General features: G+C 62.2%; 17 protein-coding genes. 12 read left to right on the forward strand and 5 right to left on the reverse strand.

The genetic code is table 11. The features are described 5' to 3' along the window. The first annotated feature begins 253 nt into the window (after window positions 1–253). The 12 genes from rplU to V0U79_RS10975 all read left to right on the forward strand — a co-directional run bounded on the left by rplU (window position 254) and on the right by V0U79_RS10975 (window position 9,755). Complete coding sequence (gene rplU / locus V0U79_RS10920; protein ID WP_330199547.1) at window positions 254–781, forward strand: 50S ribosomal protein L21; 528 nt, start codon at window positions 254–256, stop codon at window positions 779–781. 3 nt (window positions 782–784) lie between these two features. Continuing rightward, window positions 785–1,051 carry a 50S ribosomal protein L27 gene (gene rpmA / locus V0U79_RS10925; RefSeq protein WP_330199548.1) on the forward strand — a complete coding sequence of 89 codons (267 nt, stop codon included), beginning with the start codon at window positions 785–787 and terminating at the stop codon, window positions 1,049–1,051. Window positions 1,052–1,161: 110 nt separating this feature from the next. Next, window positions 1,162–1,692, forward strand: a complete 531-nt coding sequence (locus V0U79_RS10930) for a GNAT family N-acetyltransferase (RefSeq protein WP_330199549.1) — start codon at window positions 1,162–1,164, stop codon at window positions 1,690–1,692. Between the two features lie 81 nt (window positions 1,693–1,773). Continuing rightward, window positions 1,774–2,817, forward strand: coding sequence for a GTPase ObgE (obgE, locus tag V0U79_RS10935; RefSeq protein ID WP_330199550.1), 1,044 nt, complete (start codon window positions 1,774–1,776; stop codon window positions 2,815–2,817). Between the two features lie 77 nt (window positions 2,818–2,894). Continuing rightward, a complete protein-coding gene (locus tag V0U79_RS10940; RefSeq protein WP_373696470.1) occupies window positions 2,895–3,467 on the forward strand; it encodes a nicotinate-nucleotide adenylyltransferase in 573 nt (190 codons plus the stop codon). 26 nt (window positions 3,468–3,493) lie between these two features. Further along, window positions 3,494–4,474, forward strand: coding sequence for an L-histidine N(alpha)-methyltransferase (gene egtD, locus V0U79_RS10945; protein ID WP_330199552.1), 981 nt, complete (start codon window positions 3,494–3,496; stop codon window positions 4,472–4,474). Window positions 4,475–4,519: 45 nt separating this feature from the next. Continuing rightward, on the forward strand, window positions 4,520–4,933 hold the full coding sequence (gene rsfS / locus V0U79_RS10950) for a ribosome silencing factor (RefSeq protein ID WP_373696471.1): 414 nt from the start codon (window positions 4,520–4,522) through the stop codon (window positions 4,931–4,933). Window positions 4,934–4,938: 5 nt separating this feature from the next. Next, window positions 4,939–5,409 (forward strand): 23S rRNA (pseudouridine(1915)-N(3))-methyltransferase RlmH, encoded by a 471-nt coding sequence (gene rlmH / locus V0U79_RS10955; protein ID WP_330199554.1) that lies wholly within the window; start codon window positions 4,939–4,941, stop codon window positions 5,407–5,409. A gap of 4 nt (window positions 5,410–5,413) precedes the next feature. Next, window positions 5,414–6,628 carry a murein hydrolase activator EnvC family protein gene (locus tag V0U79_RS10960; protein ID WP_330199555.1) on the forward strand — a complete coding sequence of 405 codons (1,215 nt, stop codon included), beginning with the start codon at window positions 5,414–5,416 and terminating at the stop codon, window positions 6,626–6,628. 29 nt (window positions 6,629–6,657) lie between these two features. Next, a complete protein-coding gene (locus tag V0U79_RS10965; RefSeq protein WP_330199556.1) occupies window positions 6,658–7,953 on the forward strand; it encodes a S41 family peptidase in 1,296 nt (431 codons plus the stop codon). Between the two features lie 117 nt (window positions 7,954–8,070). After that, on the forward strand, window positions 8,071–9,267 hold the full coding sequence (locus tag V0U79_RS10970) for a divergent polysaccharide deacetylase family protein (RefSeq protein ID WP_330199557.1): 1,197 nt from the start codon (window positions 8,071–8,073) through the stop codon (window positions 9,265–9,267). Further along, a complete protein-coding gene (locus V0U79_RS10975; RefSeq protein WP_330199558.1) occupies window positions 9,267–9,755 on the forward strand; it encodes an RNA pyrophosphohydrolase in 489 nt (162 codons plus the stop codon). Before V0U79_RS10970 ends, V0U79_RS10975 begins: the two co-directional genes overlap by 1 nt. Here V0U79_RS10975 and V0U79_RS13740 read toward each other — a convergent pair. The 5 genes from V0U79_RS13740 to V0U79_RS10995 all read right to left on the reverse strand — a co-directional run bounded on the left by V0U79_RS13740 (window position 9,713) and on the right by V0U79_RS10995 (window position 13,695). After that, on the reverse strand, window positions 9,713–9,994 hold the full coding sequence (locus tag V0U79_RS13740) for a CBU_0592 family membrane protein (protein WP_444881630.1): 282 nt from the start codon (window positions 9,992–9,994) through the stop codon (window positions 9,713–9,715). The two genes, V0U79_RS10975 and V0U79_RS13740, sit on opposite strands and share 43 nt — an antisense overlap. Further along, window positions 9,991–10,392: a F0F1 ATP synthase subunit epsilon gene (locus tag V0U79_RS10980; RefSeq protein ID WP_330199559.1), complete on the reverse strand. Its 402-nt coding sequence runs from the start codon at window positions 10,390–10,392 to the stop codon at window positions 9,991–9,993. Before V0U79_RS10980 ends, V0U79_RS13740 begins: the two co-directional genes overlap by 4 nt. A gap of 85 nt (window positions 10,393–10,477) precedes the next feature. Further along, a complete protein-coding gene (locus tag V0U79_RS10985) occupies window positions 10,478–11,245 on the reverse strand; it encodes a hypothetical protein (RefSeq protein WP_330199560.1) in 768 nt (255 codons plus the stop codon). 102 nt (window positions 11,246–11,347) lie between these two features. Next, the gene (atpD, locus tag V0U79_RS10990; protein ID WP_330199561.1) at window positions 11,348–12,781 is read right to left on the reverse strand and encodes a F0F1 ATP synthase subunit beta; all 1,434 of its coding nucleotides are present in this window, start codon (window positions 12,779–12,781) and stop codon (window positions 11,348–11,350) included. Between the two features lie 26 nt (window positions 12,782–12,807). After that, complete coding sequence (locus tag V0U79_RS10995) at window positions 12,808–13,695, reverse strand: F0F1 ATP synthase subunit gamma (RefSeq protein WP_330199562.1); 888 nt, start codon at window positions 13,693–13,695, stop codon at window positions 12,808–12,810. Window positions 13,696–13,718: the final 23 nt, after the last annotated feature.

Below are 13,718 nucleotides of genomic sequence, written 5' to 3' on the forward strand. Positions count from 1 at the left end.
CAATGCCAGCGCGGGGCGACTCCTCCGGCACCTCTCCGCTGGGAGCGCGCGATTTGGCTGAGCGTTTTGATAAAATCTATTCCGACTTGCCGCTATCCGCCCGGCAGGACGCGCTTTTCGCGTTGACAGTCAGCGTCTCTTGGGGGTATGTCCCGCGCTCATTTCGGCCTAGAGCCGGTCAACAACGCCCGCCGGGACAGGCGGGGAAGAAAAAGAGCAGGCGAAAAAGTCCTGTTGCAGAAAGGAAAAGACCATGTTCGCAGTCATCCAGACTGGCGGCAAGCAGTACACCGTCGCCCCCGGCGACGAGATCTCTGTCGAAAAACTTGAAGGCCAGGCCGGTGACAACATTGTCATCGAGAATGTCCTGATGCTGGGCGGTGACAAGGGCGTCACCGTTGGTGCTCCGCTCGTTGAAGGCGCTTCGGTTGTGGCCGAGCTGCTGGAAAATGCGCGCGACAAGAAGGTGATCGTCTTCAAGAAGCGCCGCCGTCAGAACTATCGCCGCAAAGCCGGTCACCGTCAGTGGTTCTCGAAGCTCCGGATCGCCGAGATCCTCGAGCCGGGCGCCAAGAAGCCGGCCGCCAAGAAAGCCGCTCCGGCCAAGACGGCAGGCGACGCTGACACCAAGCCGGCCGCCAAGAAACCTGCTGCCAAAAAAGCCGCGCCGAAGAAGGCTGCTGGTGAAACCAAGGCAGCGGCCAAAAAGCCGGCTGCCAAGAAGGCAGCCCCGAAGAAAGCCGCAGCCAAGAAGCCGGCTGCGAAGAAGTCGGAGGACTAATCCATGGCTCATAAAAAAGCAGGCGGTTCATCCCGTAACGGGCGCGACTCAGAAGGCCGGCGCCTGGGCGTAAAGAAATTCGGTGGCCAGGAAGTCGTTCCGGGCAACATCATCGTGCGTCAGCGCGGCACCAAATTCTATCCGGGCGAGAATGTCGGCATGGGCAAGGATCACACCCTGTTCGCGCTGACCGGCGGCCGTGTGGCGTTCGCCAAGAAATCCGGCGGCAAGATGTTTGCCTCGGTGATTCCGGCGGAAGACGCCAAATAGGGCAATCGGACCGGACCGGTTTGCCCCTGCAAGGGCGGAACCGGTGAAACAGATCAAGGGGAGGCGGGTTCCGTCTCCCCTTTTTCTTTCCCCTTTCGGAGATGAGATCCATGCGCCAGAGGATCGAAACCGAACGGTTGATATTGCGGCCAATGGACTTTGCCGATGCGTCGGCGATCCACGAACACTGCCGCGATGGCAGCATCGCGCGCTATACGGCCCGTGTGCCACACCCCTACCCGCTGCTCGCCGCCGAACTTTATGTTCTGACCGCGCGCGCCGCGCACGGGAAGAGGCCTGGCGGAAGCTGGGCCATCGCCCGGCGCGATGACGATGTCCTGATCGGGGCGTGCGGCGCCTTCAAGCGCAAGCCGGAGGATGAAGGCATCGAAATCGGCTACTGGACCGGGCCGTCCGTCCGTGGCCAGGGCATCGCCACCGAGGCGGGCCGTGCGCTGATCGCGGCGGTCCGCGAAGACCTGTCTCCACCTTCCATCACCGCCGGGCATTTCGAGGATAATCCGGCGTCCGGCCGGGTGCTGGAAAAGCTTGGCTTTGCCTATACCGGGGAAACCCGGCGCCTGTTCTCCATGGGGCGGATGGATTACGCGGTCAGTCTGGATATGGCGCTGGCGGTCTAACCGGGCACGCATTTTCAGTGCAATGGATGCCAATCCGGTCAAGACCGCGTATAGAGACGCGAAACACGAAAACGGTTCGTCATGAAATTCCTTGATCAGGCCAAGATCTTTATCCGCTCGGGTGATGGCGGCAACGGAGCTGTCGGCTTCCGGCGGGAGAAGTATGTCGAGTTCGGCGGCCCGGATGGCGGCGATGGCGGCAAGGGCGGCGATGTCTGGGCCGAGACCGTCGAGGGCCTCAACACGCTGATCGACTATCGCTACCAGCAGCACTTCAAGGCCGCCAAGGGTGATGGCGGGTCGGGCGCCAATCGCACGGGCGCCGCCGGCAAGGACGTGGTCCTGAAACTGCCCGTGGGCACACAGATCCTGGACGAGGACCGCGAGACCGTGCTGCTGGATCTGACCGAACCCGGCCAGCGCGTCCTGCTGATGGAAGGCGGGCGCGGCGGCAAGGGCAATGCGTTTTTCAAATCCTCGACCAATCAGGCCCCGCGGCATGCCCAGAAGGGCGAGCCGGGCGTTGAACGTTGGATCTGGCTGCGGCTGAAACTGATTGCCGATGCCGGCCTGGTCGGCCTGCCGAATGCCGGCAAGTCGACCTTTCTCTCAGCCGTCAGCCGCGCGCATCCGAAGATTGCCGCCTATCCTTTCACCACTCTGCACCCGCATCTGGGCGTCGTGGATTTGGCCTCTGACGCGCGTTTCGTGATCGCCGACATTCCTGGCCTGATCGAAGGCGCGCATGAAGGCGCCGGGATTGGCGACCGTTTCCTGGGCCATATCGAGCGCTGCGCCACGCTTTTGCACCTGGTGGATGGCACGCAGGAGAATGTCGGCGAAGCGTACAGAACCGTCCGCCACGAGCTGGAAGCCTATGGCAGCGGTCTGACGGACAAGCCTGAAATCGTCGCGCTGAACAAGATCGATGCGATCCCCGAGGACGAGCTGGGCGACAAGATCGCCGAACTGGAAGCGGCCTGTGGCAAGCCGGTGATGACGATTTCCGGTGCCAGCCAGGAAAATGTCCGCGAGGCGCTGTTCGCCGTCTGGGACCAGATCAGGAAAGCCCGCGGCGAAGAAATTGAAGAGACTGCCGAACCCGAGGAGCCCTGGACACCGTGAGCCGGCGATCGTCCCCGGTAAGGTTTTCCGGCGCGATTCGTCGTGGCCGCCGGGCCGCTCCCCTCAAGGGCGAGGCCCTGAAGCCCGGCATGACAGTGGGCCTGTTCGGCGGCAGTTTTGATCCGGTACATCGCGGGCATCTGCACGTCGCGCAAACCGCGCTGAGAAAGCTGGGGCTGGACCGGGTGTGGTGGATTGTGTCGCCCCAGAACCCGCTCAAGGAAAGACAGGCCGGCGACTTCCTGCGCCGCTATATCGGCGTTCAGGAAATGGCGGCCGGCCCTCGCATGGTGGTCAGCGATATCGAGAGCCGCACCGGTATCCGGACAACGGCGGAACTGATCAAGGTCCTCCAGGACCGGTATCCGGGCGTGCGTTTTGTCTGGATCATGGGGGCAGACAATCTGAAAAACTTCCACCGATGGCATCGCTGGCAGGACATTGCGGCGACGACGCCGATCGCAATTATTGCCCGGCCGCAGGATCCGGTCCGTGCCCGTCTGTCGCCCGCCGCCCGCCAGATGGCGCAGGCCCGCGTCAGCGAAGCCCGCGCAAAAATGCTAGGCCGGACATCGCCCCCGGGGTGGACCTATCTGACAGAACGTTTACACAGCGAAGCTTCGTCGCTTCTTCGCGGCGACACACCCTGAATGTCAGCCGCAGCCGAGCGCCTTCCATGACATCGTCAAAGAAAGCTGGCGGGCTTTCCTTCTTTGAAGATCTGCATCCGCCGAAATCCCGCTTCCTCGAGGATGTTCTGACCGGGCTGGCCAAGCCGCAAAAGTCTATTCCGCCCAAGCATTTCTATGATGCGCGAGGCTCGGCCCTGTTCGATGATATCACCGGAACCGACGACTATTATGTCACGCGGACCGAGCTGGGCATTCTCGACACGATTGCAGGGGATATTGCCGAAATGGCCGGGCCGGGTGCCGTGGTGATCGAGCCCGGATCCGGTTCCAGCGTGAAAATCGACAAGCTGCTGACCGCACTGGACCAGCCTGCCGGCTATATCGGCCTCGATATTTCCAGGGACCATCTCGTCGCCGCCTGCGAGGATCTAGCCGCCCGCTTTGACGGGCTGTCTGTCGGCGCAGTCTGTGCCGATTTCACTCAGCCCGTGCCCATTGATGACCTGCCAATCCCGGATGGCAAGCGCCTCGTCTTCTTTCCGGGCTCCACGATCGGAAATTTCGAACCCGCCGGCTCAAAATCGCTGCTCGAGCGCTTTCGCGGCTGGCTGCGGGCGGGCGATGCCATTCTGATCGGTGCCGACCGGGTCAAGTCCGCCGAAGTGCTGGAAACAGCCTATGACGATACGCAAGGCGTGACCGCGGCCTTCAATCTGAATCTGCTGACCCGGATCAATCGCGAGCTGAACGGAGATATTGATATCGATGCTTTCTCTCATCGCGCTGTCTGGAATTCCGAACTGGCTCGCGTGGAGATGCATCTGGTCGCCGAGCATGACCTGACATTCACGGTTTCGGGAAAAACCTTCGCCATGAAAATGGGCGAGACCATCCACACAGAGAACTCTCACAAGTTCACGATCGACCGCTTTGGTGCGCTGGCGGCTTCCGCAGGGCTGACCGTGAAGGCACACTGGAGTGATGAACGCGGTTATTTCACACTCTACTGGCTCGAACGCGCCTGAGGTCTGTGCTAGTATTGTCTGGCAAACGTACCAAGGAGCAGACCGCTGACCACGCAAACTGAACGGACGGCCAAGGCCGCCGAAGCCGCCCCGGTTCTTCCGCCAAAGGACGAACATGCCGGCGAAGCCCTCGAAGCCCTGATCATGGGCGTTCTGGAGGACGACAAGGCGGAAGACATTCTATCGATTGACCTGCGTGGGAAATCCTCGGTTACCGATTTCATGATGATCGCGTCCGGCCGCTCGCACCGCCATGTCGGCGCTATTGCCGACCATGTCCTCCGCAAGCTCAAGGAAACAGGCATGGGCAAGGCGCGGGCAGAAGGACTGGAAGCCGGCGACTGGGTGTTGATCGATGCCGGGGATGTCGTGCTGCACATTTTCCGGCCGGAAGTCCGCACATTCTACAATCTTGAACGCATGTGGTCGGTAGAGCCGCCACAGGGCGCTGACAGCTAGATTTCATGCTTTTACGGATCATCGCGGCCGGCCGGTTGAAGTCCGGCCCCGAACGCGAACTGATCGAACGCTATGCCGAGCGAATCCGGGGTGGCGGGCCGGCCATCGGGCTGGGACCTCTTCAGGAAACCGAGATTGATATCCGCTCCATCAACGGGAAAACCGCTGAGTCGGAGGCATTGGCTGCGCAAGTGCCGCAAGGCTGTGCGCTATGCCTGATGGATGAGCGGGGCAAGGCGCTTTCCTCGCGCGAACTGGCAGACATTCTGGGCCGCTGGCGTGATGATGGTATCCGCGAGGCCTGCTTCGTGATCGGCGGGGCTGACGGGCTGGACCGCTCCGCCTTCGGATCGCCACAACTCACACTATCCTTCGGAAAAGCCGTCTGGCCGCACATGCTGGTTCGGGCCATGCTGGCCGAGCAATTATACCGCGCCGTGTCGATTCTGTCCGGCGCGCCCTATCACCGGGATTGATCTCATGTGGCCCGCTGTCCTTGTTCTCCTGCTCCAGACCCCGGCTACGCCGCCGGATCCGGACGAGATCGAGCGGCTGGAACAGGAACAGGCCGAGGCCCGCGAACAGGCAGAGGCCGCGCAACGCGAGGCGAACGCCCTGGCCGCTGAGATCGTGGCGCTGCAGACGCGCCTGGTCACGGCCGCGGGCCGGGCAACCGCCAATGAACAACGCGCGCTAGATATTGAAGCCCATATTGCTGAGCTGGCAGAACAGGAATCCGGCATTCTGGAGCGACTGCTGAGCGATCGCGAAGCGCTGATTGACGTGCTGGCGGCTCTGCAGCGGATCGAACGCGGAACCCCACCGGCGCTGGCCACCGCCCCCGGTGAAGCCGAGGAAGCCGCCCGCGCGGCCAGCCTTCTGGCCGCGATCACGCCTGAATTGCAAAGCCGCGCCGAGGCTCTGGCGGAAGAGCTGGAGAATTTGCGTTCGGTCCGTACAGAACTGGAAGCCGAGCGCGGCGCGCTGATGTCGACCGAGGACCAGTTGGCGGCCAACCAAGCCGAAATCCGGGAGCTGATTGCCGAACGCCGGCGGCTGGAATCCCGGCATCGTGGTGACGCGGAGAGACTGGCTGATGTCGCCGCAACTGCGGGCGAGCAGGCCCGGACATTGCGCGAATTGCTCGAAACCTTGCGCGGGATGACAGAAATTTCACCGCGCTTTAATCCGCGGCGGCTGATCCGTCCCGAGACAATCCCCGACCCCGTCTTGCGCCCGGAGGACGGCCTAGTGGCCGCGCGAGCCGCCATGGCACCGATTGAAACGCTGCGCTTTGCCGATGCAAGGGGACAGCTCCGGCCGCCTGTAGAGGGGCCTGTCGTGCTGGCTTTCCGGCAGGATGACGAGAATGGCGATCCCATAGACGGAATCCGTATCCGGGCCCGCCGAGGCGGTCAGGTCATCGCCCCGTTTGATGCGCGGGTGGAATATGCGGGATCATTTAATACATATAACGGACTATTGATCCTGAGCGTTGGCGACGACTACTATGTTGTTCTGGCCGGTCTGGGCGCGGTTTATGCCGAAGCCGGACAGTCGGTTCTGGCCGGAGAGCCTGTCGGTGAAATGCCGACATCGGGCGAAACGGCACCAGATTTGTATCTGGAGATCCGGCGGGAAGAAACCGCGATCGATCCCCGGCCCTGGCTGAGGACCGGAACGCGGTCTGGATAGAGCGGGACGAGAGAAAAGGACTCGTGACCATGCGTTTGAATTTCATTGCAGCAGCCATTGCTTTTGCTCTCGGCGCCGGTGCCCTGGCCGTCTCGGCGGAAGGTTTCCAGACCTCGTCCTCGCGCGAAGACACCTACCGGCATCTGGAATTGTTCGGCGATGTCCTGTCCCGGGTTGAGGCAGATTATGTCACCGACATTGATGACGGCGCTCTGATCGAGGCGGCCATTGAAGGCATGCTGGAGAGCCTGGATCCGCATTCCAGCTATCTTTCTCCCGACAGCTTCCAGGACATGCAGGTCTCGACCCGCGGCGAATATGGCGGCCTCGGCATGGAAATCACCACGCGTGACGATCTGATCACCGTGGTTTCGCCCTATGAGGACACGCCAGCCGGACGCGCCGGTATCCAGCCGGGCGATCAGATCATCGCCGTAGATGGCGAGTCGATCGTCGGTTTCTCGACCGATCAGGCCGTTGATCTGATGCGGGGTCCGATCGGAGAACCGGTGACCATCACCATTCTCCGTGAGAGCGAAGAGGAATTCGATCTCAATCTGGTGCGCGAGACCATTCCGCTGCGCACCGTCGCCTGGCGCGAGGAAGAGGGCTTCGGCTATCTGCGGATTGCCGGATTCAATGAACACACAACCGAGACGCTGCACGAGGCCGTGGCCGAGATGCGCGAAGCTTTTGACGGCAACATTCCCGGCGTGGTCATCGATCTGCGCTACAATCCGGGCGGGCTGCTGGATCAGGCCATCGGTGTGACAGACACTTTCCTGGACGGCGGCGAGATCGTCACCACGCGCTACCGCAATCCGGGCGAAAACCAGCGTTACAATGCCCGTCCGGGCGACATGATCAATGGCGCGCCGATTGTCGTGCTGATCAATGAGGGCTCTGCCAGTGCCTCGGAAATCGTTGCCGGTGCCCTGCAGGACCGTGAGCGCGCGACGCTGGTCGGCATGACCAGTTTCGGCAAGGGCTCGGTTCAGACCATCATCCCGCTGCGCGGTGGCCGCGATGGCGCCCTTCGCCTGACCACGGGCCGCTATTACACGCCGTCCGGCCGGTCTATCCAGGCCACGGGCATTGTCCCGAACTGGCTCGTTTCGCACCGCATCATCGAGGAAGATGAGGAGCGCTATAGCGAGGCCTCGCTGGATGGCGCGCTGGCCAATGACACCGGTAACAGCCGTGAGGATGATAATCTGGCCGCTGTCGAAATGCCGCCGGAGGATTATGACGGCGATTTCCAGCTGGATCGTGCGCTGGAAATTCTCGGCGCACTGACCGAAAGCGAGCAGGCTTCCCTGCAATAGGCGCAGGTGCGCACAACGCATCTTAACCCTTTCTTACCCGCCAACGGGCAGCAATCAGTCTGATGTCCGGCTGAAGTGATTCGGCCGGAAAACCTGACTGTGACGGGCCCGACGGACATGAGCAGTTCGACATTCAGCGCCGCTTCCGCCTTCAAGGGGCCAGCCTTTGCAGGGCTAGGCGCTGCGCTGTTTTTTGCCCTGGGCGCAACGCTGATCGCCTTTCTCGGTGATGCCGATGGACGCCCGCCGGTCGCCCGGCAGGCCCTCGGTCCAGCGCCGGTCGTCCGCGCGGAAGAGGTCCACACTGCCGAAGTTCGCCGTCCGGTCGAATTCACCCAGACCGACACGGAAATCGAGCCCTCCCTGTCAGGCGCGCCGGAAACCTTCGAGGCCCCGCAGCCGGAACACGGGTCCGATCCGGCTCGCGCCGAGGCCGAACATGCCGGTCAGACCAATCCGGAAGCGCTGGTTGCAGCACCGCTGGCAGGGCTGACAACGCCAGGCCCTTCTGGCCCTCTGCCATCTATCGGCCCCGACGGCACTCGCCCGGACCAGGCCTACGCGCGGCCCTGGCATGGCGATCCCAACATGCCGATGATTTCGGTCGTGATCGGCGGCATGGGCCTTAATCGCGCCGTCACGGAAGCTGCTATCAATGATCTGCCGCCGGAAGTCGCGCTCTCTTTTGCGCCCTATTCCCGCGATCTGCAAAGCTGGATCGACCGCGCCCGCGCGGCCGGACACGAAGTCCTGATCGAGGTTCCGATGGAACCTTTCGACTATCCCAATAACGACCCCGGTCCGCACACATTGCTGGCCGATGCGACCAATGCGGAAAATTCCCGCCGCCTCTACTGGCTGATGAGCCAGGCGACCGGTTATTTCGCCATGACGAATTATCTTGGCGCCCGCTTCTCGACCTCCGAGCCCGCGCTGGAGCATGTCATGACAACACTGGAGGAGCGGGGCGTGGCCTTCCTGCATGACGGCACGGGACGCCGCTCGACCATCGAGGCCGCAGGCGATGGCGCGCAGGCCCATTGGGGCATCGCCGATCGCGTACTGGATGAGGACCCCTCACCCTCGGCCGTCGATGACCGGCTGCTGACGCTTGAGGCGCTGGCTCTGCAGAATGGCTCATCCATCGGGGCCGGCTTCGCTTATCGTTCGACCGTGGATCAGATTGCCCGATGGACCGAGGGCCTCGAAGCGCGGGGTTATGCGCTAGCACCACCTTCGGCCGTCATGGCCCGGCAACAGGCCGAACGCGGCGGTCCGGCGCGCACCGCATCCGCCGCAGAAAACCGTCATTGATGGACGATCCCTATCCGCAGCACCGGCCCAATGCCGGCACTGTGCTGTTCAATCCGGACGGGCTGGTCTGGATCGGACGCCGCGCGGACGTATCAGGCGACCATATCTGGCAGTTTCCACAGGGCGGAATGGACAAGGGCGAAGATGCCGAAGCTGCGGCCCGGCGCGAGGCCTGGGAGGAGACCGGTGCCCGCCCTGAGCAACTCGAATTGCTCGGATCCATTGATCGATGGCTGGCCTATGACTTTCCAACAGATCTGCCGGCGCGGCCGGATCAGAAGCGGTTCAAATGGAAAGGCCAGAAACAGCGCTGGTTCGCTTTCCGTTGGCTGGGCAAGGACGAGGATTTTGACCTTACCGCTGTGCCACCGCAGGAATTTGATCAATGGCGGTGGGAAAGGCTGGAGAATGTGCCACCCCTGATCATCGGCTGGAAACAGCCGGTCTACGAGATTGTGGCGTCGGAATTCTCGCGCTTCGCGCGCTGACGGTTGCGCAAGGCTCGCACCAGTCCGATCACACTAATCCCGAACCAGCAGAACTCGATGGCGATCGAAGCCGGATTTGGTTTGTAGATCAACGATACCAGCAAGAGCACGGCGCCAATGCCATTGATGACGGGATGACGCCAGTCATCATCGCGGACGCCCTTGGTCTGCTGCCAGAAATAGGCAAACAGGACGCAGGCAACGCCAGCAAATCCGATAATGTCGGTAAGGCCGATCAGCCGTTCAGCGCTTCGGTCAGCGCCTCGAGCTTGGCGACTTTCGCTTCCGCGACATGACGTTCGTGATCGTCGCGGGCAAGGCCGATGTCTTCGCGCGCTTCGGTGAGGTCCTTGGCCAACTGATCGCGGTCAACCTGGGTGAGGTCAATGGCCTCCTCGGCCAGAACCGTCAGACCGGCCGGGGTGACTTCGGCAAAACCACCATGAATGAAGGTCCGGGTGACATCATTGCCATCATGGACAGCAATCGCGCCGGAGCGGATTGCGCTCATTACCGGAGCGTGCCCCTGCAGCACACCGAAATCACCTTCTTCGCCCGGCACAACGACCATATCGACCTCGCCCTGGAACAGGCGGCGCTCGGGAGAAACCAGATCAAAGTGAAGCTTGTCGGCCATGTCGAATCCTCGTCTTTCGCGGCGGCTTTTAGCAGGCCTTTTCGCGCTTGTGGAGAGGGGATGTCACCGTCGTTCCGGACAGCCCTCAGCAAGACGGCCGCATGGCGCCCAGAATGTTCAGAAGAATACGGTCCCTTGAGTCCTCGCGGCGCACCCAAAGCTCGTCAGAACCGACCGCCCAGCCCGGCATATCGAGCTGCATGGCAACATTGAATGGCAGGGGCGGCAGTGGATGCGGCGGAATTTCGCCTGCCGGTGTCGCCACAGGCGGCGGGATCTGGCTCTCGTATCGCTGCTGCCAATGCGCGACATCCGGGCACTCGCTTTCCAGATAGCTGACGAGACGAATGCGTTCTGCGACGGCTTCATCCAGTTCGGCCTGTCGCCCGAACGCGCGATGGTCCGCCGGAATATCCTGTCCGGGTTCCAGACCGTTTGCGCGCAGATATCCGGCGGCGGCCGCACCATCGAAAAGGCGCTCGGCAATCGCATCGAAATCTGTTGTCTCGCCCTCGACATTCACATGATGATAACGCCACTGGCACTCGTCGCCCTGGCATATCTCGTTGTAAGCAAAGCGGAATGTTTCGGTCCAGTAGAAGGGCGACCCGCGCCGGCCGCGTGGCCCCAACGCTCCGATCATGGCACCAGGCTGATCGGCATTATAGCTGTCATAAGCCTCCAGCGCACCATTGGCCGCCGCGTCATAGGTCGCGCGCCGCCAGGCATTCCACAGGATTGCGCCATCATACCCGTCGAACTCGCCCTGCGCGATCTCCGGCGCGTCCGGCGGCGGAGGCGGCGGCGAAGCGGCGATCAGGAGCAGGCTTGCGATCGCGGCGATGAATTTCATGGATCGTTCCCCCGGTCTGGCGAAGAGTTTGACGGGGTCAATCGCAAAAGAAAAGGCCGGTCGCGATGACCGGCCTTTCCAAAATCCAATGAAGCGGAAGATCTAGGCGGCTTCAGCAGCCAGGGCTTCGGCTTTCTTCACGGCGTCCTCAATGGTGCCGACCATGTAGAAGGCCGGTTCCGGCAGGTGGTCGTATTCGCCGTCCACGATGGCCTTGAAGCCCTTCACGGTGTCAGCGACCGGCACCTGGATGCCCGGGAAGCCGGTGAAGACTTCAGCCACGTCGAACGGCTGCGACAGGAAGCGTTCCACTTTCCGGGCGCGGGCCACGATCAGCTTGTCCTCTTCCGACAGCTCGTCCATGCCGAGGATGGCGATGATGTCCTGGAGGGCCTTGTAACGTTGCAGGATTTCCTGCACGCGGCGGGCCGTTTCGTAGTGGTCTTCGCCGACAACGCGCGGGTCGAGGATCCGCGAGGTGGAGTCGAGCGGGTCCACAGCCGGGTAAATACCCTTTTCCGAGATGGCCCGGTTCAGAACCGTGGTGGCATCCAGGTGGGCGAAGGTGGTGGCCGGAGCCGGGTCGGTCAGGTCATCGGCCGGCACGTAAACGGCCTGCACCGAGGTGATCGAACCCTTCTTGGTCGAGGTGATCCGCTCCTGCAGGGCACCCATGTCGGTGGCCAGCGTCGGCTGATAACCCACGGCGGACGGGATCCGGCCCAGGAGGGCGGACACTTCCGAACCGGCCTGGGTGAAGCGGAAGATGTTGTCGACGAAGAACAGAACGTCCTTGCCTTCTTCATCGCGGAAATATTCTGCCTGGGCGAGACCGGACAGAGCGACGCGGGCACGGGCACCCGGCGGCTCGTTCATCTGACCGAAGACCAGGGCGCAACGCGAACCTTCAACCGAACCCTTGGACGGGTCCTTGTTCACGCCGGATTCGATCATTTCCCAGTAAAGGTCGTTACCTTCGCGGGTGCGCTCACCCACGCCGGCGAAGACCGAGTAACCACCGAACATCTTGGCGATGTTATTGATCAGCTCCTGGATAAGAACCGTCTTGCCCACGCCGGCACCGCCGAACAGGCCGATCTTGCCGCCTTTTGCGTACGGGCAGAGCAGGTCGATAACCTTGATACCGGTCGGCAGGATTTCCGCTTCCGTGGCCTGCTCCTCGAAGGACGGGGCCGGACGGTGGATCGGAGCGCGGATGTCGGAGGCGACATCGCCGGCTTCGTCGATCGCGTCGCCGGTGACGTTCAGGATGCGGCCAAGCACGCCCGGACCCACCGGAACGGTGATCGGCGAGCCGGTGTCCACGACTTCAGCACCGCGCTGCAGGCCTTCGGTCGCGTCCATGGCGATCGTGCGGACCGTGTTTTCACCCAGGTGCTGAGCCACTTCCAGGACCAGCTTCTGGTCGCCATTCTTGGTTTCAACAGCGTTCAGAATGTCCGGCAGGCCGCCGTCGAATTCGACGTCGACAACAGCGCCCGTAATCTGAGCAACGCGTCCTTTGAGCTGTGCCATCTCGATATTTCCTTCCAGGACGTAACTTACAAGGCCTCGGCGCCGGAGATGATCTCAGTCAGCTCCGTCGTGATCTTGGCCTGGCGTGTGCGGTTATAGATAAGGTTCAGTTTGTCGATCAGTTCGCCGGCATTGCGCGTGGCATTGTCCATCGCGGCCATGCGGGCGCCCATTTCACCGGCTGCGTTCTCGAGCAGGGCCGAGAGCAGGATGGTGTCGACATAACGCGGCAGGAGCACGTTGAGGATTTCCTCCTCATCGGGCTCGTATTCGTAAACGGCGCCACCAAGATCCGGGCGCTCAACGCCCTCATCAATGGCATCGACCGCCGGGATCAGCGTCTGGGTGCGCGGCTTCTGCGAGATCACCGAAACGAATTCGGACGAAATCAGTTCGCAGACGTCGAATTCACCGGCCTCGAACATCTCGCGGACGATGGAACCGAATTCACCGGCGGCTTCCTTGCCGACACTCTTGCCACCGGCCAGGTCGAAGCGCTTGACGATCAGCTGGCTGTAGAGGCGGTTCAGCTGATCCGCACCCTTCTTGCCGATGGTGATGATCTTCACCGTCTTGCCATCCGACTGCAGAGCGTTAACCCGCTCGCGGGCCTTGCGGACGATATTGGTGTTGAAACCACCGCAAAGGCCGCGATCCGCCGTCATGACAACCAGCAGATAGGTGTCCGATTTTCCGGTGCCGACCAGAAGCGGAGACGCACCCGGCGAATCCTTCATCGAGGTCGACAGATTCGCCATGACCGACGCCATGCGCCCGGCATAGGGTCCGGCTGCCTCGGCAGCGTCCTGTGCCCGGCGCAGCTTGGCGGCTGCCACCATCTGCATCGCCTTAGTGATCTTCTGCGTGGATTTCACGCTGGCGATGCGATTGCGAAGGTCTTTGAGTGAAGCCATGCGGCTCTCCCGGTTCCCGTCCC

Source organism: Hyphobacterium lacteum, assembly GCF_036330345.1.
GTDB classification, from domain to species: Bacteria; Pseudomonadota; Alphaproteobacteria; order Caulobacterales; family Maricaulaceae; genus Hyphobacterium; species Hyphobacterium lacteum.